Below are 20,721 nucleotides of genomic sequence, written 5' to 3'. Positions count from 1 at the left end.
GAGGAGCGGAAAATCGGAAAAACAGCTCCTTTTTGGGAGCTATTTAACGTCTTTTCCACCCCTGCGTTTGACGCACCGCATCGACTGTGCAAGATGCCGGGCTTTCCGGCCCCGCGATGCCGTAGCCCTAGCCTGCCAGCCAGTGGTTCCTTCGCTCCGAGAGCGCCCAGATCATACGCTTTCTACCCCTCTCAACTCGCCGCACTCGTCGTCCGCACCCGGATTTCGTCATATTTTTCCTCCCCCATGCCCAAAGATACAACCATCCATCGCATCCTCGTCATCGGTTCCGGCCCCATCGTCATCGGCCAGGGCTGTGAATTTGACTATTCCGGCGTCCAGGCCTGCAAGGCCCTTCGCGAAGAAGGATATGAAGTGGTGCTCATCAACTCGAATCCGGCCACGATCATGACGGATCCGGAGTTTGCCTTCCGCACCTACATCGAGCCGATCACGCCGGAGATGGTGGAGAAGATCATCATCAAGGAAAAGCCGGATGTGCTGCTGCCCACGCTGGGCGGCCAGACCGCGCTGAACTGCGCCATGTCCCTGCATCGTGCGGGCACCTTGGAGAAACATGGCGTGCGCATGATCGGTGCGAAACCTGATGCCATTGAGAAGGGCGAGGACCGCCTGCTGTTTAAGAACGCCATGCTCAAGATCGGGCTCGACCTGCCGCAGTCCGGCGTCGCCCACACGATTGAAGAAGCCCGCGTGATTGCGGAGCAGATCGGCACCATGCCGCTCATCATCCGCCCCGCATATACGCTGGGCGGCACCGGCGGCGGCATCGCCTACAACAAGGAAGAATTCGAAACCATCACGGCCAGCGGTCTTGATCTCTCGCCCGTGACGGAAGTGCTGATCGAGGAATCGCTGCTCGGCTGGAAGGAGTTCGAAATGGAGGTGATGCGCGACAAGGCGGACAACTGCGTGATCATCTGCTCCATCGAAAACCTCGACCCCATGGGCGTGCATACAGGTGACTCGATCACTGTGGCTCCCATCCAGACGCTGACGGACCGCGAGTATCAGATCATGCGCGACTTTTCCTTCGCCTGCATCCGTGAGATCGGCGTGGAGACAGGGGGCTCGAACATCCAGTTCGCTGTGCACCCGGACACGGGCCGCATGATCGTCATTGAGATGAATCCACGCGTGAGCCGCAGCTCGGCGCTGGCATCCAAGGCCACCGGCTTCCCGATTGCGAAGATCGCTGCGAAGCTGGCCGTGGGCTACACGCTGGACGAGCTGAAGAACGACATCACCCGCGAGACGCCCGCCAGCTTTGAGCCGTCCATCGACTACGTGGTGACCAAGGTGCCGCGCTTCACCTTCGAAAAATTCCCCGGTGCCAACGAGACGCTGACCACGCAGATGAAGTCCGTGGGCGAGGCCATGGCCATCGGCCGCACGTTCAAGGAGTCCCTGCAGAAGGCCCTGCGCAGTCTGGAGATCAAGCGCTTCGGCCTCATCGGCGACGGCGCCGACAAGGAAGTGGATGACGAGACGCTGACCTCGAAGCTCACCGTGCCGAATGCGGAGCGCATCTTCTTCCTCGGCCAGGCTTTTGCCAAAGGCTGGAGCGTGGAGCGCGTGTTTGAGCTGACGAAGATTGACCGGTGGTTCTTGAGGCAGATTGAAGAAATTGTGAAGGAGCAGGCTAAACTACCCTTGAGTCAGTTTGCTTCAGTTGCTGTGTCAATTGTCAAAGCTGGCGACAAATTCAAAAGGGACGCTGAGCGCCATAGCCTTCCTGCCAGCGAGGAAATGCAAAGTGCTTGTGACCAACTGCGCAGAGCAAAGAAACTCGGTTTCTCAGATCGCCAACTCGCCGTTGCTGCGAATGTGCCAGAAAGCGTTGTGCGTGATGCAAGGCGCTATTTTGGCATCATCCCCACCTACCGTCTTGTAGACACCTGTGCGGCTGAGTTCGAGGCCTACACGCCCTACTACTACAGCACCTACGGCATCGAGGACGAAGTGCGGGACAACGACCGCAAGAAGGTCATGATTCTGGGCGGCGGGCCAAATCGCATCGGGCAGGGCATTGAATTCGACTACTGCTGCGTGCATGCGTCCTTCGCCCTGCGTGAGCTGGGCTATGAGACGATCATGGTGAATTCGAATCCCGAGACCGTTTCCACCGACTATGACACCAGCGACAAGCTCTACTTTGAGCCCCTGACGCTGGAGGATGTGCTGAACATCTATGAGCGTGAAAACCGCCACGATCAGGTGCTCGGGGTCATCGTGCAGTTCGGCGGTCAGACGCCGCTGAACCTTGCCAAAGGACTCGAAGAAAACGGTGTTCGCATCATCGGCACTTCGCCAAAGAACATCGAGCTGGCTGAAGACCGTAAGCTGTTCGCCAAGCTGCTCGATGATCTTGAATTGCTCCAGGCACCCAGCGGCACCGCCACCTCGCTGGAAGAGGCGCTGGCCATCACCGCGACGATTGGTTACCCCAGCCTTGTGCGCCCCAGCTTCGTGCTCGGTGGTCGTGCCATGCAGATCGTTTACAGCGATGCCGAGTTGACGCACTACATGAAGAACGCCGTCGAGGCCACGCCTGACCGTCCCGTGCTGGTGGACCGCTTCCTTGAAGACGCCACGGAGGTGGATGTCGATTGCATCAGCGACGGCGAGACCACCGTCATCGGCGCCATCATGGAGCACATCGAAGAGGCGGGCATTCACTCCGGAGACAGCGCCTGCGTCATCCCGCCCTTCAGCCTCAGCAAAGAGATGCAGGACCGCATTCGCGATGCCGCCAAGAAGCTCGCCAAGGCCCTTGGCGTGCGCGGCCTGATGAACATGCAGCTCGCCGTGAAGGGTGATGATTTGTATGTCATCGAAGTCAATCCACGTGCCTCCCGCACCGCGCCTTTCGTCAGCAAGGCCATCGGTGTGCCGCTGCCAAAACTCGCCGCCAAGATCATGGCGGGCATGACGCTCAAGGAACTCGGTTTCACTGAAGAAGTGATTCCGAAGCATCACAGCGTCAAGGAAGCTGTCTTCCCCTTCAGCAAGTTCGCCGGCGTGGACATCATCCTCGGCCCTGAAATGAAGAGCACCGGCGAAGTCATGGGGATCGACTACGACCTCGGCATGGCCTTCGCCAAGAGCCAGATGGCCGCTGGCGGCACCCTGCCCACGAAGGGCAATGTGTTCATCAGCGTCAAGGAAACCGACCGCCCCAACGTCGTGAAAATTGCCAAAGGCTACGCCGACCTCGGCTTTACCCTATACGCCACCAGCGGCACCGGCGGCGTCATCAAGGAAGCCGGCATTGCGGTGAACATCCTCCCCAAACTCGCCAGCGGCCAGCGCCCGAACGTCATCGACCTGATGAAGAACAAGGACATGGCCCTCGTCATCAACACCCCGAGCGGCAAAAATCCGCGCGAGGATGAGATCAAGATCCGCACCGCCTCCATGCAGAACCGCATTCCGATCATGACCACGCTGCGCGGTGCCGATGCCGCACTGCGGGCGATCAAGTCATTGCAGGGGACCGAGGTGCAGGTGCGGGCGCTGCAGGAGTATCATCAGTAATCCTGCCTGGTCTCATTTGATGGCTCTCCAAAGCGCGGACGAAAGTCCGCGCTTTTTTCGTTTCTGGCCGGCACCGCCATTTGGAGTTCTGAAACTTCGATGCTCATCCTCTGGCCGGGAGCCAAATGCCTGAGGTGACGCATTCATCGTGTTGGAGTCAAAAGCGCCACAAAATGATAAAGAAAAGGCTCGCGCCTTAGATTGACATCGTGCGGCTAAATTTCTTATAAACATCAATCGCGAATTCCATCGATCACAACGCTGCCCAAGACCATCTTAACGGAGGGCCAAGGATGGCTGACATCCAATCTCTGCAGGGTCCCATTCATTGGCAATGGTGGCCCCTGTTATTGATCGCGTTGATGGGGCTGTTGTCTTATTTCCCCATGGTACAGGCCTATGTCTGGGCCATCGATGACTATCCTTTGTCGCAGATGGCCCGTGTGGGAGGCGTGGAATACTTGGGCAATGCCTTTCAAGAAAGAGGCATCTGGCGCCTTCTCCAGCATGGACTGGTCGGATGGATCCTGAATTGGGGGCCATGGCTGCCAGGGCTCCTCGCCATCGGTGTGCACATAGTGACGTGCCAGTTCTTCTATCTGGTCTTCCGTCACCTGTGTGGGAATGGGGATGGCGTGCTCGTACTGGCAATCATCGCCGCTTGTTCGCCCTTTGGTTTCCAGGCGGTAAGCTGGACGTCTGCCTTGCCCTACGTTCTGAGTTCACTGATTTTTTGGGTGTCCCTCTGGATGTTTCTGCGAATCCATTCCATTCCCAACTGGGCCTGGTTGATCTGGGGGCCGATTTTTGCCGCCTCTCTGCTGATTCATGAGCATTTGCTCTTTGCTCTGGCCTTTGTGGCAGGCGCTGCGTGGCTGATGAATCCACAGCCAAACTCGTGGCGAACTTGTTTAAAACCATCCATTCGCTGGGTGCCGCCGCTGGTGGCATGCTTGTATCTGGGTGGTTACGTCCTGTTCAAACCGCAGGACCATCTCCTATATATGGAGCCTCATTTTCATTGGCCAGCTCTGCTGAGTCCGCTGGGCAAGCTCTGGCAATGGCTGGACATTTGGGCTCCTGTCTTCAGCCCGGCTCTCTGGCAGATAGCCGCCAGTGAATGGCCTTTGGGATGGCTTGGTTCGGGCCTTTGCATCTTGGGAGGTACTGCCGCCTTGTGGATGACTCCTGCGGCTCCCAATGAGATCGACGCGATCAGCAAAAGGCATGGCAAAAGGGTGATGATGGTCATGTTGATCTTCTTCTTGCTGGCCAGTTTGATCTATGTGCCTGCCGGCGGATTTTCTTTGGATTCACGGAAGCGGTACCCCTTGTGTTTGTTTCTGCTCGGTGGCGGAGGGATGGCCATTTTGACCTGGGGGCGGGGAGTCATTCTTCGTTGGCCGCATTGGCAGAAAAGGGCTGCCACAAGCTTGTTGGCAACAGCTCTGATGCTGGTGTGCTGGCTGCATACCGGCTTGTGGAGAGCCGAGGCCCGGGCGATGCGTCTGTTGTCGGATTTTCTGGCTGCGAATCCAAGTTGTCACCGAGTCTATGCCAGCAAACTTGTGGATCCCGCAAAGATTTCTCCTGCGACATTGCGTCTCCATGGACAGCCTTGGATTCTAACCCTCTATGTCAGCCAGCCCTTTGCGATGGACCATCCCGGCCAGGCACAACCTGTCATCAAAGATGTTCCCAGCCCTGGCATTCCTTCAATAAGCTATGACTACAGGAGCCGGGAGTGGACAGTCTTGCCTTCTTCCGTTGTTCCCTGAGGCGGGCTCGATTTTTTGCAGCTCATGGGCCTGGAATTTTTTGGAGCAGCTCAGTTTAACAATGGATAGATGACGGAGTGAACCTGCATTATGGAACGGACATGAACGACCATCCTCTTCCAGCCCTTCGCAACCAGCTCCTCAGCCTGCACAAGCTGCTCATGAATGCCGAACGGGCGGCGTATGAGAAGGAGGGGAATGTCATCGAGTCGCCGATGCAGTTTCTGCAACTGCTCATGGAGCATGAGCGGTTTGCGTGGCTGAGGCAGCTTTCGCAACTGGTGGTGATGATGGACGAGACGATGGAAGAGAAGCCGCCGGTCACGGAGGAGCGGAAAGATGCGTTGGTGGCGGAGGCGAAGCATTTGCTCATGGGTTCAGATGAGCCGGGGAGTTTTGCGGTGCGCTATGCCAAGGCCAGAGAGCATGAGGCGGCGGTGGCTGCGGCGCATGCGGAGATCAGCAAGAGTTTGGGATAGTCAGGCTCATGCCATACGGCGGATGAAGGGAACGCGGATTGGCTTCGCCTGTCTCGCAAGCTCGGCTCTTTGTCCGCACTCCCTTCGATCAGCTCTGCCACGCTTCTTTCATCTGCTGAAACATGCAGTTCTTCAATCCAGGCAAAGACATCGTTAACCCTCCAGATGCACTGCGATTGGCTTATGGTGCTAAAGATCACAGGGTGCATGGTCGTATAGCAATGGAAGCCCCGTTCGCAGTCACCCATGAATTTCACACGCATCCCTCTCTCCCCGATCCTCGCTCTGTCTGTCTTGTTTTTTGTCTCAACGGTCTGCGCCCAAAATGGGGATGCAATGGCGAAGGTGCCGCCCTCGCTGGTGCCGGCGGAGCTTGTTCCGGACACGCGGGCTTTGTCTGCGGATGAGGAATTGAAAACCTTCCAGGTGGCACCGGGCTACCGGGTGGAACTGGCAGCCAGTGAGCCGCTGGTGGGGGATCCGATCTTTGCGCAGTTTGGTCCGGATGGGCGGCTCTGGGTGGTGGAGATGCTCGGGTACATGCCGGACATTCAGGGCAATCGTGAGGATGAGCCGGTGGGCCGGATCGTGATTCTCAAGGACACCGATGGCGACGGGCGCTTCGATCAAAGCAAGGTCTTTCTCGATCAGCTCATCATGCCCCGCACGGTCCTGCCGATTGGCGAAGGCGCGCTGGTGGGGGCACCGCCGATGCTGTGGTATTGCCCGGACAAGAATGGCGATGACAAGGCGGATGAGAAGATCGAGGTGGCGAAGGATGCTGGCGCACAAACCATCCCTGGCCGCCCCGAACTGGCGAACCCGGAACATGGCGCGAACTCGCCGCTCTGGGCGCTGGACAACTGGATCTACTTTGCGGAATACGCGGCGCGTTTTCGCTGGCGTGGCGCGGGCGCTTTCGAACGCAGCCTCTCATCCATGCGCGGACAGTATGGGCTCAGTCAGGATGACTTTGGCCGTCTCTTTTACAACTTCAACTCCGGCCACTTGCAGGGAGACATGTGGCCCTCCCATTACCGTCTGCGCAATCCGCACTATGAGAAGTCGGGAGGTCGCATCAACCCGCCGGTGAACCAGTCCGTGTGGCCCATCCGTGTGACCCCCGGCACGAACCGCGCCTACATTCCTGAGAACATGGAGGGTCACAAACTGAAGAACTTTACCGCCGCGTGCTCACCCTGGATTTACCGGGGCGATCTCTTCCCGGCGGATGCTCTTGGCAATGCCTTCGCCTGCGAGCCGGCTCTGCATCTCGTGAAGCGAGACATTGTCACCCTCGAAAAAGGCAGGCTCGTGGCGCGCGAAGCCTACCATCAGCGTGAGTTTCTCGCGTCCACGGATGAGCGCTTCCGCCCTGTCAGCATGACCACGGGACCCGATGGAGCGCTTTACGTGGTCGATTTCTACCGGGGCATCATCCAGCACCGCATCTCCCTCAGTCCCTATCTGGAAAAGTATATCCAGGAGCACGATCTGGTGAATCCACGCGGCCTGGGACGGATCTGGCGCATCGTTCCTGAAAATGCCAGGACACGTCCTGCACCCAATCTGGCGAAGCTTGGCAATGCAGAGCTTGTCCCCATCCTCGCTCACACCAATTCCTGGCATCGGGAAACCGCCCAGCGCCTGCTTGTCGAGCGTGCGGATGCAGGGGTTGTCCCCGCACTGGAAGCTCTCACGCGCAGCGATGTCGCGCTCGGCCGCATGCATGCCTTGTGGACGCTCGATGGCATGGGCAAGACCACCTGGCCGGTGATCGAGGCAGCGTTCGCTGACGTCGATGCCCGCGTGCGCAACAGTGCCGTGCGCATCGCTGAAGCTTTCCTGGCCGGGAAAGGGCGCGCCGCTGTGGTGACCAGGCTCATCGCCCTCTCCGCCACCGAACCGGATTCGCAGGTGCAGACTCAAATCGCCCTCACGCTTGGCGAGTGCCAAGATTCGGCGGCCGATATGGCCATGGCTGCGATGGCCAGCCGCGTGCCCGATCACCCCTATCTGGCCGAAGCCATCCTCAGCGGGGTCAAAGGCCGCGAGCTGGAACTGCTGGAGCATTGCCTTGCCACTGGAAGCGGCAAGACTCTGATCCCAAGCCTGGCGGGCTGTGTGGCCAGTGAACGCAATCCAGCCCGTGTCTCACGGTTGCTGGCACTCGCGGAAAAGGCCGGGGCGACGCCTCGCAAGACGCTGCTCGCTGGCTTCACCGCCAATTCGGCGGACTTCACACGCCGGAAGGTGAAGCTCGAAGCCAAACCTGCTGTTCTCGACACTCCCGGCATCGAAAAGGTGGCGGACATGCTGACCTGGCCGGGCAAGCCTGCGCCCGCAGGGTTCAAGCCGCCGCGCCCGCTGACGGCTGATGAGCAGAGTCGTTTTGAGATGGGCAAGGCGCTGTACTCCGGCATCTGCGCTGGCTGCCATCAGCCAAGTGGTTCAGGCCTCGATGGCATCGCCCCACCGCTGATTGATTCCGAATGGGTCAATGGCTCGCCCGACCGGCTCAGTCGCATCGTCCTCCACGGCGTGCGCGGCTACATCACGGTCAAAAAGAGGCGTTACCAGCTCGACATGCCTCCACTGGGCGCTTTGGGCGATGAACCTCTGGCGGCCATTCTCACTTATCTCCGGCGTGAGTGGGAGCATGGTGAGGAGCCCATCTCACCGGACTTTCTCAAAGCAGTCCGCGAAAAGGAAGCGCGACGCACCGATTCCTGGACGGAACAGGAGCTGCTCAAGATTCCGTGACCGAGCGTCTCGCCGCCTTGCACCTTTCGGCGTTCTCCAAAACAACAGGCCTCGGAGCCGTATCAAGCGGCTCCGAGACCGTGACTTGCTGAAAGGAGCAAGGCTCGCTCACGCCAGCGCTTCTTTGCAATACTGAACGCACTTCTTCACCTCAGCGATGGCGTCAGAGCCCTCAGGGATCTTGTATTCCAGCTCGATCTCGGCGGGGAAGGTCCACTTCTCCTTTTTCATGAGCTGCAGCACTTCCTTGATCGGCGTCTGTCCCGTGCCCCAGGGGACGTTGCCGCCGTCGGCGGTGCGGTCCTTGAGGTGCAAATTTGTGATGCGATCGTGGTACTTCTCCAGCACGGGAATGGGAGACTTGCCTTTGGTGCCGGCGACGTAGTGGCCGATATCGACGTTCAGCCCGATGTACTGGCCGAGTTCCAGGATGGAGTCGAACTTGTCCATCTCCGGCAGGTTGTTGGTGTGGTTGTGAAAACCGACCCAGATCTTGTGCTTGTCCGCAAACGGGGCGACGCGCGCGGCCAGGATGGCATTGCGCTCGGTGGTCACGGCCGTGCAGCCCAAGGCCTTTGCCACGAGGAAGTTGAACTCGATTTCCTCATCAGACTGGCCAAAGCCCATCTTGTGGATGTGGATGTTCACGCCGGCGTCGTTGTACATTTTCCGCATTTCGGCGCACTTGGCCAGCTGTTGCTCACGCTCGGTGTCGGTGATCTTGCCGCCTTTGAGGCCAGCGAAAAGCTGGGTCGGTCCGCCCATGAGCTCGGTCTCGCTGAGGCCGTCATCGAGCAGCGCCTTGAGCGTTTCCTCGGCGGTCTTGGCCATGCTGCGGTAGCTGTAGGTGATGCAGCCGATGCGCACGCCGTTGAAGACAGAGTTCGGCTTCTCAGCGGCAGAGGCGAAGCGAGGAAGCGTGAAACCGGTGGCGGCGGCGACTGCGGTGCCAAGGAAGGAGCGGCGGGAAAGCGGGTTTGAGTTCATGGGAAGGTTGGATGGAGGCGGGGAGTGGAGAGTGGCAGAGCGGGACTGGTCGACTGCCGGGTCCAGTGACGCATCCTTGCTGCCCGTGGAGAGATCGGCAAGAGTTTTGAATAAAGATGAGGCAATGAGGTTGTGGGTTATATCTTTAATTCCACGGCTGTTTTGATCTGGATGTGACAGACTTGTAGCAGGCGAGGGGGGCATCATTGCATTGGCTCGACATGAAGGCGTTGCAGAAGGTCGAGTTTGGGTCAACGTCCTGTCCCCCCCCAAAAAAAATCAGAATGTTATGCCATCGTCAGGGCCTCCTTCAGGCCCTCGCAGCTCTTGCTTGTGCCCTCATGTTTGGAGCGCCTGCTCCTCTTCGCGCCGCCACCCTGTTATGGGTGGGGGATGTGGATGCTGCTTGGAACACAAGCAGCGTCGGCAATACCAACTGGTCCACAGATGCGCTGCCGGCCGCCAGTGGTGACACGCTTACTTTCGGCAGTGCCGGAACGGGTGGAACGACTTTGAGCAACGACATCGTCGGCCTTTCAATCGCAGGACTGACCTTCAATGCAGGTGGTGCTGCGTTTACGCTGGGTGGCAATGCTCTTACCTTGAACGGCAGCCTCACGAACAATTCATCCAGCTTGCAGACACTGGGCATGGCGGTTTCTCTGGGGGCGTCGAGCTCCATCAATGCCACTGGCGGAGCCATCACCTTCAGTGCGGCTATCAGCAGCGCAGCGAGTGACCTGTCCATCACGGGCTCAGGGGCGATCACTTTCAGTGGGCTGGGCTTTTCCTCCACGGCGAACAAGATCACGTCCACGGGGGCGGATGTGCGTTTCGTGGGGGACAGCACCATCGCCGCTGATGTGCTGATCAGCAGCGGCACGATGAAGCTGCAGTCGGGCGCCCAGATCTTCAACAATGGCCTGAAGGTGGACGGCGCGAGCAGCGTGCTCAATTTCACTGGGGCAACCGTCACAGTGAACGGTATTGGCGGCGGAGGTTCGGGCGAGCAGGACAGCCTGGAGATTCTCAATGGCGGCACGCTCAATGTGAGTGCCGGAACGGTGGATCTGACGCCAAGCCGGTTCTGGATGCAGGCGGGTACGCTGAATGTGACCGGCGGCACGATCAACATGAACAACACGCTCATCGCCCAGAGCAGCAGTGTCATTGCTCGCATCAATGTTTCCGGTGGGGGTCTGAGCCTGGGAGGCGGTAATCGTTTCGCTAACAACGGCACGGCCATTTTAACGGTCAGTGGAAGCGGTGCGGTCACCTGGGCGGTCGCGAGCTACGGGCTGTCCGAGAACGGAACGGGAAGCATCATCATGGATGGAGGCACGCTGAACATGACCAGCTCTGGCACCACTTATCTGTTGCTGAACGGCGGCAATGGTGCGGCCTTCAACACGGCGGTGACCAGCAGCATCGCCTTCAATGCCGGTGTCTTTTCCACGCGTGGCTTCGCCATGAACACCGGGGTGAACTCGACCAACCGGCTTGCCGAACTGCGCTTCAATGGCGGCACGCTGAAGGCCACGGACAACAACAGCGCCACCAACTTCATCCCCAATTCCGCCAACCTCACCTCCAAGGTGCAGGCGGGCGGGGCGGTCATCGACACCAACGGATTCAGCATCAACATCGCCGACAATCTGGAGCACGACAGCGCGCTGGGTGCCACGGCCGACGGCGGCCTGACCAAGAACGGCCTCGGCACCCTGACGCTCAGCGGAGCGAACACCTACACCGGCACCACCACGGTGAATGCAGGTGCTCTGGCCATCGCCAACAACACGGGTGGCACGGTCACCTACAGCGGACTGATCAGCGGTCTGGGTGGCACCCTGACGCTTAGCGGAGCCAACACGCTGAATTTCACCGGCGGCATCTCGATGACCAATGCGGCCAGCACTCTCACGGCGACGGGCAGTGATGTGAGGGTCAACAGCGATGGGGTCTTCAATGCAGCCGCTGTCACGGTGAACAGCGGCGGCGTGCTGCGGTTTCAATCGGGCACGCAATCGTTTGTGAAGGGGCTGGTCGTCAGCGGTGCCGGGAGCATCCTGAGTTTTGAAGGTGCCAACGCCACCCACAGCGGCACGGGGGATGGGAATGGAAACAACGGTCTTCAGCTTGATAGCGGAGCCACCATGAATGTCTCCGCCGGCACCGTTGTCTTCAACAACAGCAACCGCGCTTTCATCCAGACCAGCACCATCAATGTGTCTGGCGGGGCACTGACCCTTAACAACGCGCTCTTTGCGCAGGGCACGGGCACCGTTTCGAATGTGAATGTCTCAGGCGGCACCCTGACGCTGGGAAGCAATGTACGCTTTGCCAACAATGGAACCGCGACTCTGACCGTGAGCGGCACAGGGGCGGTGACGTGGGCCAATGGCAGCTATGGACTCTCTGAAAACGGTGCGGGCAACGTGATCATGAACGGCGGCACGCTCAACATGACGAGCTCCGGTTCCAGTTATTTCTATCTCAACGGCGGCAACCAGCCAGGGGTCAATTTGTCCAGCATCGTGAGCACCATCTCGCTGAATGCAGGCATTCTCTTCACGCGTAGCTTCGCGATGAACACCGGGGCGAATTCGACCAACCGGCTGGCCGAACTGCGATTCAATGGCGGCACGCTGAAGGCGACTGACAACAATGGTGCCAGCAATTTCATTCCTGACTCAGCCAACCTCACCTCCAAAGTGCAGGCCGGGGGCGCGATCATCGACACCAATGGATTCAACATCACCATCGCTGACAATTTGGAGCACGACACGGCACTGGGTGCTACGGCTGATGGCGGCCTGACCAAGAACGGCCTCGGCACCCTGACTTTGACTGCGGCCAACACTTTCACGGGCAAAACGACAGTGGCTGCTGGAACCCTGGCGCTCAGCGGTGCGGGTGCCGTGGCCTCAAGCCCATGGATCGAGGTCAAGAGCGGCGCCACGCTCAATGTCACCGCTGTTACGGGTGGCACCCAGACCCTGAGCAATCAGGTGCTCAGCGGCACCGGCAGCGTGACTGGCACGGTGGTCATTGGTGCGGGGTCGATTTTGAAACCGGGCGGCTCCACGGATGGTTCACTCAGCGCGGTTGCCAGTGCAGGGGATGGCCTCGGGACCCTGACTTTTACCAATCTCACGCTGGCCACGGGCGCAAGCAGTGGCAGTCCGCGTGTCCTCCTCACCCTGGGTGGGACGAGCAGTCATGCCGCTGATCCCACCGTGGCAGCCCAAGTCAGCGCTTTCAAAGACACGGCCGCCGGAGGATTGTATGACTCCATCAAGGTCACAGGCGCGCTCGGGCTGAATGCAGGCAGCACGATCAAAGTGGAACTGGCTGGCGGGTACACTCCTGGTTGGGGCGATGTCTTTAACATTGTCGATTGGGCCACCCTGAATCTCAACGCTGACGGCACCAGCGGAGCCTTCACCACAGCTGATCTGGTCCTTCCCACCCTGGGCAATGGGTGGTTTTTCGCGACGGATCAGTTCCTTTCCAACGGCATCATTTACGTCGTGCCAGAGCCTTCGCGCATGCTGCTGCTGGCAGCGGGTCTCCTGCTTCTGGCACGGCGCAGAAAGCGCTGATGCTCGCGGGATGCATCTGTCAGTTGGATGGATTCATGACCAAGACTTTGCATCTCGCGATTGATCCAACGGGCCCCCGAGCTAACAGAGATACATGACTCTCACGCTTCCCAAGTGGTTCGACCTTCACACGCATTTCCGCCAAGGCCCCGCGATGGGCTCGTATGTCCAGGCGCATCTGGACATGGGCTGTGCTGGTGCGCTGGCGATGCCGAACACGCAGCCGCCGGTATCGCGAATTTCAGGGGCGGCGCAGAGCGATGGCTTGTCGATTGAGAGCTACTCGGCGGAGTTGCGGGCAGCGGGAGCGGATGTCTTTGAGCAGCTCATCGTGCCACTTTATTTGACGCGGCATACCACGGCAGCGATGATTGCGGAAGGTGCGGCCTCGGGTCTGCTGCGTGCCTGCAAATATTACCCGCCGCACGGCACCACGAATGCGGAACACGGGATGCCGATGGATGACCTGATCGGCGGGGAAGTGCTGCGCGCGATGGAGGAACACGGCATCGTGCTGTGCATTCACGGGGAACAGCACGCACTGAGCGGTCCTGATTACATCGATGCGCAGCAGAATGCGGAGACGCGGTTTTACACGGAGCGGATGCCGCGCTTGATCGCGGCGCATCCCAAGCTGCGGATTGTGTGCGAGCACATCACCACACGCACAGCGGCGGAGTTTGTGGCGCGCGCGCCGGAGCATGTGGGCGCGACGATCACCCCACAGCATCTGCTGTACACGTTGGGGCACCTGATCCAGGGGCTGAAGTACCATCTCTACTGTCTGCCCATTGTGAAGTTTCGGGATGACCGCGCAGCCTTGCGGCAGGCGGTTACGACTGCGGGGCAGACGAAGTATTTCGCGGGCACGGACAGCGCGCCGCACACGACGAAGGCGACGGCCTGCGGCTGCGCGGCGGGCTGCTTCACAGGAGGCTGTGCGCCGCAGCTCTACGCGATGGCGTTTGAAGAGGCGGGCGTGGATCTCGGCACGGCGGAGGGTCGGGCGCTGCTGGAGCGTTTTCTCTGCCTCAATGGCCCGGCGTTTTATGGCTTTCCGCCATCGGAGAAGAACTTCCAGATGGAGAAGGAGGCGCAGCCAATGACGCTGCTGGAGACACCTGCGGGGCCGGTGACGCCGCTGCCGGTGGGGATGGGCATGGAGCTGACGTGGCGGATGGTGGGGTAATGCAATGCCTGCGCTACTGAGAATGCGCCCAGCTTGTCATATGAACGCGTGTGTGAGATCACTCAGCAGCCTACACGTTATCTATGAAAAATTCGTTCCTGCTGCTAGCTGCCTCGGTGTCTCTTCTTTCGTGCCATGCTTCGGCGGATGAGGCGCTGGCAGGGAAGATGCGGGCCTTGTTTACAATGGCGGATGTGGATCACAACCGTGCGCTCTCCACCGAGGAGCAGGCGCGGGCGGTTGAGTTTGTGAAGAAGACCTATGGCGAGCAGTGGGCGCTGCAGATCGAAGGGATGCTGAAACGTGCTGCGGCAGACAAAGTGGTGACGTCTGAGAGCTGGCTGAAGCAGGTTGGGGAACACACGCGGCCGGTGGAGAAGAAGACCGAGAAGCTTGCGATGAGAGATGGAGTCAAGCTGGCGACGGACATTTTCCTGCCGCGTGGGGAGGAGCCCTTTCCGGTCATTCTCGCGCGCACGCCTTACAGCCGGGTGAAGGGCAGCGGAAGCGGAGCTGGCTTCACCGCTGCCGGTTATGCTTTCATCATTCAGGACATGCGCGGACGCTTTGATTCCGAAGGGGAAAACATCCCCTTCGTCGGCTGCGGCTGGGGTGAGCATCAGGATGGCCTGGACACGGTGGAGTGGATCAAAAAACAGCCGTGGTGCAATGGCAGCATCGCCACCATCGGTGGCTCGGCAGGCGGCATCACGCAGAACCTGCTGGCAGGCGCGGCACCCGGGGCCTTGAAGGCGCAGTACATCAGCGTGGCGCCGGCGGACATGTACACGGACGTGAGCTACATCGGCAGCGCGTTTCGCAAGGCTGACGTGGAGAACTGGACGCAAGGGAACAAGTTTGATCCGAGGGCGCTCTCGATCATGCACGAGCACCCGAGCTACGATGCCTACTGGCGCGGGAACGACACGAACACGAAGTTTGAGGTGATGAATGTGCCCGCAGTGAACATCGGCGGTTGGTTTGACATGTTTGCGCAGGGGACACTTGATCAATTTGTGGGACGGCAGCAACGCGGTGCGCCGGGCTCCAAAGGCACGCAGAAGCTCATCATGGGACCCTGGCATCATGGCATTGGGCAGATGCCTGCCGGGCAGCTTACCTTTCCGAATGCGAAGCCGCCGCAGCAGTACAACTCGGGCCGCTGGTTTGACCATTACCTGAAGGGCATCCAGAACGGCATCGAGAAAGAACCTGCCGTGGCCTATTACGTGATGGGAGACACCAGCACGCCCGGCGCTCCGGGCAATGAATGGCGCTATGCCAATGACTGGCCCATCCCGGCGAAGGAGACGCCTGTGTATTTCATGGCGGATAAGAAACTGGCACTGGAAGCTCCCGCTTCAGGAGCCGCCCACCACGAGTACACCTTTGATCCCGCCCACCCATGCCCCACCATCGGCGGCAACAACCTTACCATCGAGCGTGGGCCGATGGATCAACGCAAGGTCGAGAGCCGCGAGGACGCTTTGGTGTTCACCAGTGAGGCGTTCGACAAGCCGGTGGAAATCACCGGTCGTCTGTGGGCAAAGATTTTCGTCTCCTCCAGCGCGGCGGACACGGACCTCTCCGTGCGCATTTGCGATGTGTATCCCGACGGCCGCAGCATGCTCATGGCCGAAGGCATCCAGCGCCTGCGCTACCGCAAATCCCGCGAGAAGCCCGAGCCGCTGGCGCCCGGGCAGATCGAGGAAGTCACCGTCGATTGCTGGTCCACCAGCCTCATCGTCAACACCGGCCACCGTGTCCGTGTGATGATCACCTCCAGCAACTTCCCCCGCTTCGATGTGAATCCCGGCACTGGAAAGCCCTGGAGCGATGACGGGGAGAAGATGAAGCAGACAAACCGCATTTATTGTGATGTGGAGCATCCGTCACGGTTGCTGGTGCCGGTGGTGGGAGAGGCAGATTAATTTAAAGACCGCTCACAAGCCCAGATCACCCTCAGCCATGATGGTATGCTTGGGGGCCTGACGGAGGGGTTCGGGTAAAAGGAAGAAGTGACAGACGTGCTGGTTGCGGGAGAGGATGGCGGGGGGCGGATCCCAGGTGAGGTCGTCTGGGAAGGCGGCGGCGGTGACGAGGACGGCACCGCCGGGGAGCAGGCCGGGCTCTTTGACGAGGAGGCCTATCAGGGCGTAAAGTTCAGATTTGTCCCCTTGGGTGGTGAAACTTTCCAGCACATCCCAACTTCGCATGCCACGTACAGGCCGGGGGGTGACGAGGAGGTAGGAGCTGAGCACACCCGCAGCATCGACAAGGCCGAGGAAATGATGCTTGCGCGTGGGGGCGCTGCAAAACCACCGCAGGTAATCGGGGGTGATCCATTTCTCAATGCGATCTGCGCGCTGGTAGGGGCGTGCGATGGAAGTGACTTGGGCGGGATCAGTTACCACGCGCTTGTTCGAAGGCAGGGAGGGCCACCAAGAGTGTCCATACACATGTGAAGCGAGTCCAGCAGGGAAGAAGCGACGTGTCACAGTCTGCTCCGCGCGTGCTCCCATCTTGAACAGAGCCTCCTGAACACGGGGGCTGGGGGTGGTGTGGGTGATCATCTGCTGCTCCGCGACCTCGCGCTGCTGCAGGAAGACGAGTGCCGCTGCTTTGGGGAAGTGCTCGTCTACGCAGAAGGTGGTGGCGTACACGGTCTGACAGATCCGCTCCTGCCAGACATGCAGGGCGGGGATGGATCCGCCGTAGGCCACCAAGCGCCCTTCCGCATGTGCCCAGCGCCCGCGTTCAGGGTTGATTGCTGCGGCGGGGTTTTCATCCCACCAGTGGCGCAGGCGCTGCTCCCAGCTGTGGCCGTTTTGCGGGGGTAGCTGCCGGTTCAGAAATTCGACCAGCTCCGACCGTGCCGTGGGGGTGTCGGGGTAGGGGCTGATGTCGAGTTTTGGCATGAGGTTCGCTGGGAATTGCTAAGATCCACCAGCAGACCTGTCATTCAAGTGGCTTGATTCAATACGGTATTTATAAAATGCGTCATGTTATGCGCTACTCCAATTCTAGGGCAAATGCCTTTGTAGCAGGGCGGCTGGCGGAAACTCCTGATAATGAACGCGCCGCTTTCCTGCCGGGTGGTTCGTGCATTGATCAGTCCACGTACACAAACTCGTTGGAGTTCAGCAGGGCAAGGCAGTAATCTGACAAAGCCTCACGAAAGCCAGGAGTGAGGGATGTTTGTTGGAGCAGGAATTTCTGGCCGATCTCGATCTCTTGCGACGTGGGCTGGCGTGAGAGGCAGCGCAGGGTGGCGGCGGTGATGAGGGCGGTGGGATCGGAGCCGTGCTGTTCGTTCAATTGCGTGGCGATCTTTACGGCGATGCTGTGGGCGAACTCGGAATTGAGCAGCATGAGGGCCTGTGGCGCGGTGGTGGAGTCACTGCGGCGGGCGCAGGAGATCTGGGCATCCGGGCGGTCAAAAAGCTCGAAGAGCGGGTGGCGCAGATTGCGCCGGGCGAAGGTGTAGATGCTGCGGCGGGTGTGCTCGGTCACGTCCTTGGAGGCTTCAGCCTGGCTCTTGATCAGGGTGCTGCCGATCTCCTTGGGCAGGGGCAGTTTCACGCCGGGGCCGCCGGTTTTGAGATTGAGCTGGCCGCTGACGCTGAGCATGGCATCGCGCAGCATTTCTCCGGTGAGACGCGTTGGAGCGGAGGTCTTCTGCCGATAGGTTCGTGACATCACGATGGCCTTGTGCAGGCGTTTGAGACTCCAGTTTTGGCGCGGCAGTTCAGCGGCCAGCCAGTCGAGCAGGGCAGGATTCGTGGGGGCTTCACCCTGATGACCGAGATCCCCGGGAATGGCGGCGAGTGGTTTGCCAAAGTGCTGCTGCCAGAGGCGGTTGGCCATGGTGCGGAGAAAAAGGGGATTGTCTTTGCTGGCGAGCCATTGCGCGAGTGCGGCTCGGTCGGCCTTGGGTGGTGAAACACCAAAGACGCGGGGAATGGCGGGCTGAATTTCGGGGCCGGGACGTTTGAAATCACCACGCACGAAGACGGTGCTGGCGGGGATGCCTTCAGTGAAGATGCGGACGGCGGGGCCGAGGGGCTTGCTGTTTTTGGTCAGCACGGTGTTGTCGAAGAAGGCGCGCAGGCGGTAGAAGTCGGCCTGGCTGATGGGATCGTAGGGATGATCATGGCACTGGGCGCAGCCGACGGTCAGGCCAAGGCCCACGGCACCGACGGTGGTGGCGATGTCATTGAGCAGGACGTGGCGGCGCTCGTTTTGATTGTTGAGGTCCGGCATGTCCGGGCAGGAGAAGAGGAAGCCGGTGGCGGTTTCGTCTCCCATCAAATCTCCTGCGATCTGATGCTGCACGAAGGCATCGAACGGCATGTCGCGATTGAGTGCGTCGATGACCCAGTCGCGGTATTGCCAGGCACGGTTGCGTTCGGCGTCGTATTCGAAGCCATCGGTGTCCGCGTAGCGTGCGAGGTCGAGCCACCATTGGGCCCAGTGCTCACCGTAGCGGGGAGAAGCCAGCAGGCGGTCGACTAGTTGCTCGATGCTTGATTCTGGATGCTGGATGCTGGATGCAAGCTTTCGAAAAAGCTGCGACTTCCTCGGGAGTGGGGGGCAGGCCGGTGAGATCGAATGTGATGCGGCGGATGAGTGTGGCGGGATCTGCGGGCGGCGATGCAGGCTTGGCGAGATCGTCGATGCCTGTTTTGCCGGGTGTGGTTTGCAGGGGTTTGAAAGCCCAGTGCTCTTGATCCTTCGCGGTGATCTTTGGCTCATCCTTCACGGGATCGGCGGAGGCGTGAATGGAGACAGCGTGGGTGCAGAGGGGGACGAAGAAGAGACTTAAAGCGAGGGCAATGAAGAGACGCTGAGGACGTTCGGATTTGCCGCAGAGGGGCAGAGAGGCAGAGGGGGCAGAGCTTTTGGAAATGCTCTGCTCTTGTGCTCCTTTGATCTCATCCATCTTATTCATGAGAGGATGCCTTTGACGACACCGCTGCCTTCCACGCCGGTGAGGCGTTGATCGAGACCGTTGAGGCGGAAGGTGAGGCGCTCATGATCGATGCCGAGAAGGTGCAGGATGGTGGCGTGGAGATCGTGGATGTGGACTTTGTCCTGCGCGGCGCGCAGGCCGAATTCATCCGTGGCACCGTGGATGTGGCCATGCTTCACACCGGCACCCATGAGCACCGTGGTGAAGCCCCAGGGGTTGTGATCACGACCCACGCCTTTTTCGCTCATGGGCATGCGGCCAAATTCGCCGCCCCAGATGACAAGCGTGTCTTCAAGCAGGCCGCGCTGTTTGAGATCGCGCAGCAGGCCGGCCACGGGCTTGTCGGTGAGGGCGCAGTAGTCGGTGTGGTTCTTGAGCACGTTTTCGTGCGCGTCCAAGCCATTCGTATCGCCAGAGTAGAGCTGCACAAAGCGTACGCCGCGCTCGATCATGCGCCGTGCCAGCAGGCAGCGGGTGCCGAATTCTTTCGTGGTGGCGTCATCGATACCATAGAGTATTTTCGTGGCCTCGGTTTCGTGTGAGATGTCCACCGCCTCCGGTGCTGCGCTTTGCATGCGGAAGGCGAGCTCGTAGCTGCGGATGCGGGCGTCGAGCTCGCTGTCGGCGGCGTGATTGGCAAGATGCTGCGCATTCATCTGCTGGATGAGATCCAGCGTGGCGCGCTGGCGTGCGCTGCTGTGCGGTCCTTGCAGATCCAAGATGGGACTGCCGCCCGCACGCATGGTCGTGCCCTGATAGGTGGCCGGCAGGTAGCCGCTGCCCCACGCGGGTGGTCCGCCCTTCAAGCCGCCGCCGGGATCAGGCATGACTACGAAGGCGGGCATGTCGGCGTTTTCAGAGCCAAGGCCATACGACACCCAGCTTCCCATGCTCGGCTTGCCCATCTGGATGGATCCCGTGTTCATCTGATAGACGGACTGCGGATGATTCACGCTGTCGCCATGGCAGCTGCGGATGACGCACATCTCGTCTGCCAGTTCCGCCATGTGCGGGAGAAAGTCGCTGACCTCGATGCCGCTCTGGCCGTACTTGCGGAAGGGCTTCACCGGTGCGAGCAGCGGATTCTGCGCGACCTTGCGACGTGTCTCGACGGCTCCGTAGCTGTCTGGCAAAGGTTTGCCTGCTTGGCGGATGAGCTCGGGCTTCGGGTCAAACAGATCCACGTGGCTCGGTCCGCCGTGCATGAAGAGCCAGATCACCCGCTTCGCCTTTGCCGGGAAATGCGGGCGCGAATCCGCCAGCAGATCCGACAGGGCTACGCTGGACAAGCCCATGGCCGTGCTGCTGAGGAAGCGGCGGCGGGACAGGGGAGCGAGGTCGCTGGGCATGGCGTGAAGACGTTGGCAGTGGGCCCGTTCTAGCGGGTTGCTTG

Annotated in this window: 12 protein-coding genes; 7 read left to right on the top strand and 5 right to left on the bottom strand. The window is 60.1% G+C overall.

Annotation, left to right across the window (positions count from 1 at the left end):
* Positions 1–246 precede the first annotated feature (246 nt).
* The 4 genes from carB to WAW39_RS24680 all read left to right on the top strand — a co-directional run bounded on the left by carB (position 247) and on the right by WAW39_RS24680 (position 8,578).
* Positions 247–3,558 (top strand): carbamoyl-phosphate synthase large subunit, encoded by a 3,312-nt coding sequence (gene carB / locus WAW39_RS24695; RefSeq protein WP_422321825.1) that lies wholly within the window; start codon positions 247–249, stop codon positions 3,556–3,558.
* A 293-nt stretch (positions 3,559–3,851) separates the two neighbouring features.
* On the top strand, positions 3,852–5,336 hold the full coding sequence (locus tag WAW39_RS24690) for a hypothetical protein (RefSeq protein WP_422321824.1): 1,485 nt from the start codon (positions 3,852–3,854) through the stop codon (positions 5,334–5,336).
* A gap of 101 nt (positions 5,337–5,437) precedes the next feature.
* Complete coding sequence (locus WAW39_RS24685; RefSeq protein ID WP_422321823.1) at positions 5,438–5,815, top strand: hypothetical protein; 378 nt, start codon at positions 5,438–5,440, stop codon at positions 5,813–5,815.
* A 246-nt stretch (positions 5,816–6,061) separates the two neighbouring features.
* Positions 6,062–8,578 carry a DUF7133 domain-containing protein gene (locus WAW39_RS24680; RefSeq protein ID WP_422321822.1) on the top strand — a complete coding sequence of 839 codons (2,517 nt, stop codon included), beginning with the start codon at positions 6,062–6,064 and terminating at the stop codon, positions 8,576–8,578.
* 108 nt (positions 8,579–8,686) lie between these two features.
* On the opposite strand, the gene WAW39_RS24675 is transcribed toward WAW39_RS24680, so the two are convergent.
* Positions 8,687–9,565: a sugar phosphate isomerase/epimerase family protein gene (locus WAW39_RS24675; protein WP_422321821.1), complete on the bottom strand. Its 879-nt coding sequence runs from the start codon at positions 9,563–9,565 to the stop codon at positions 8,687–8,689.
* A gap of 341 nt (positions 9,566–9,906) precedes the next feature.
* Here WAW39_RS24675 and WAW39_RS24670 point away from each other — a divergent pair, with 341 nt between their 5' ends.
* The 3 genes from WAW39_RS24670 (at position 9,907) to WAW39_RS24660 (ending at position 16,287) form a co-directional block, all read left to right on the top strand.
* Positions 9,907–13,167 carry a beta strand repeat-containing protein gene (locus tag WAW39_RS24670; RefSeq protein ID WP_422321820.1) on the top strand — a complete coding sequence of 1,087 codons (3,261 nt, stop codon included), beginning with the start codon at positions 9,907–9,909 and terminating at the stop codon, positions 13,165–13,167.
* A gap of 94 nt (positions 13,168–13,261) precedes the next feature.
* Entirely contained in the window at positions 13,262–14,356 is a 1,095-nt protein-coding gene (locus tag WAW39_RS24665) for a dihydroorotase (RefSeq protein WP_422321819.1), read from the top strand.
* An 83-nt stretch (positions 14,357–14,439) separates the two neighbouring features.
* Positions 14,440–16,287 (top strand): CocE/NonD family hydrolase, encoded by a 1,848-nt coding sequence (locus WAW39_RS24660; RefSeq protein ID WP_422321818.1) that lies wholly within the window; start codon positions 14,440–14,442, stop codon positions 16,285–16,287.
* A 12-nt stretch (positions 16,288–16,299) separates the two neighbouring features.
* On the opposite strand, the gene WAW39_RS24655 is transcribed toward WAW39_RS24660, so the two are convergent.
* From WAW39_RS24655 to WAW39_RS24640, 4 genes are all read right to left on the bottom strand, one after another.
* Positions 16,300–17,274, bottom strand: coding sequence for a hypothetical protein (locus tag WAW39_RS24655; protein ID WP_422321817.1), 975 nt, complete (start codon positions 17,272–17,274; stop codon positions 16,300–16,302).
* Between the two features lie 193 nt (positions 17,275–17,467).
* On the bottom strand, positions 17,468–18,856 hold the full coding sequence (locus WAW39_RS24650; RefSeq protein WP_422321837.1) for a DUF1549 and DUF1553 domain-containing protein: 1,389 nt from the start codon (positions 18,854–18,856) through the stop codon (positions 17,468–17,470).
* Positions 18,834–19,307 carry a DUF1549 domain-containing protein gene (locus WAW39_RS24645; protein WP_422321816.1) on the bottom strand — a complete coding sequence of 158 codons (474 nt, stop codon included), beginning with the start codon at positions 19,305–19,307 and terminating at the stop codon, positions 18,834–18,836. Before WAW39_RS24645 ends, WAW39_RS24650 begins: the two co-directional genes overlap by 23 nt.
* A complete protein-coding gene (locus WAW39_RS24640) occupies positions 19,304–20,677 on the bottom strand; it encodes a DUF1501 domain-containing protein (RefSeq protein WP_422321815.1) in 1,374 nt (457 codons plus the stop codon). The genes WAW39_RS24645 and WAW39_RS24640 overlap by 4 nt, the downstream gene beginning before the upstream one ends.
* Positions 20,678–20,721 lie beyond the last annotated feature (44 nt).

Origin of the sequence: Prosthecobacter sp. (genome assembly GCF_049294395.1) — a bacterium.
GTDB lineage: Bacteria > Verrucomicrobiota > Verrucomicrobiia > Verrucomicrobiales > Verrucomicrobiaceae > Prosthecobacter.
Note: the sequence above shows the minus strand (reverse complement) of the source record. Positions and strands in the feature narration are given on the sequence as shown.

Coding starts and splice junctions, on each gene's coding strand:
- WAW39_RS24640 (WP_422321815.1), bottom strand. CDS start 20,677: ATGCCCAGCGACCTCGCTCCCCTGTCCCGCCGCCGCTTCCTCAGCAGC.
- WAW39_RS24645 (WP_422321816.1), bottom strand. CDS start 19,307: ATGAATAAGATGGATGAGATCAAAGGAGCACAAGAGCAGAGCATTTCC.
- WAW39_RS24690 (WP_422321824.1), top strand. CDS start 3,852: ATGGCTGACATCCAATCTCTGCAGGGTCCCATTCATTGGCAATGGTGG.
- WAW39_RS24660 (WP_422321818.1), top strand. CDS start 14,440: ATGAAAAATTCGTTCCTGCTGCTAGCTGCCTCGGTGTCTCTTCTTTCG.
- WAW39_RS24670 (WP_422321820.1), top strand. CDS start 9,907: ATGTTTGGAGCGCCTGCTCCTCTTCGCGCCGCCACCCTGTTATGGGTG.
- WAW39_RS24685 (WP_422321823.1), top strand. CDS start 5,438: ATGAACGACCATCCTCTTCCAGCCCTTCGCAACCAGCTCCTCAGCCTG.
- WAW39_RS24675 (WP_422321821.1), bottom strand. CDS start 9,565: ATGAACTCAAACCCGCTTTCCCGCCGCTCCTTCCTTGGCACCGCAGTC.
- WAW39_RS24665 (WP_422321819.1), top strand. CDS start 13,262: ATGACTCTCACGCTTCCCAAGTGGTTCGACCTTCACACGCATTTCCGC.
- WAW39_RS24655 (WP_422321817.1), bottom strand. CDS start 17,274: ATGCCAAAACTCGACATCAGCCCCTACCCCGACACCCCCACGGCACGG.
- WAW39_RS24680 (WP_422321822.1), top strand. CDS start 6,062: ATGAATTTCACACGCATCCCTCTCTCCCCGATCCTCGCTCTGTCTGTC.
- carB (WP_422321825.1), top strand. CDS start 247: ATGCCCAAAGATACAACCATCCATCGCATCCTCGTCATCGGTTCCGGC.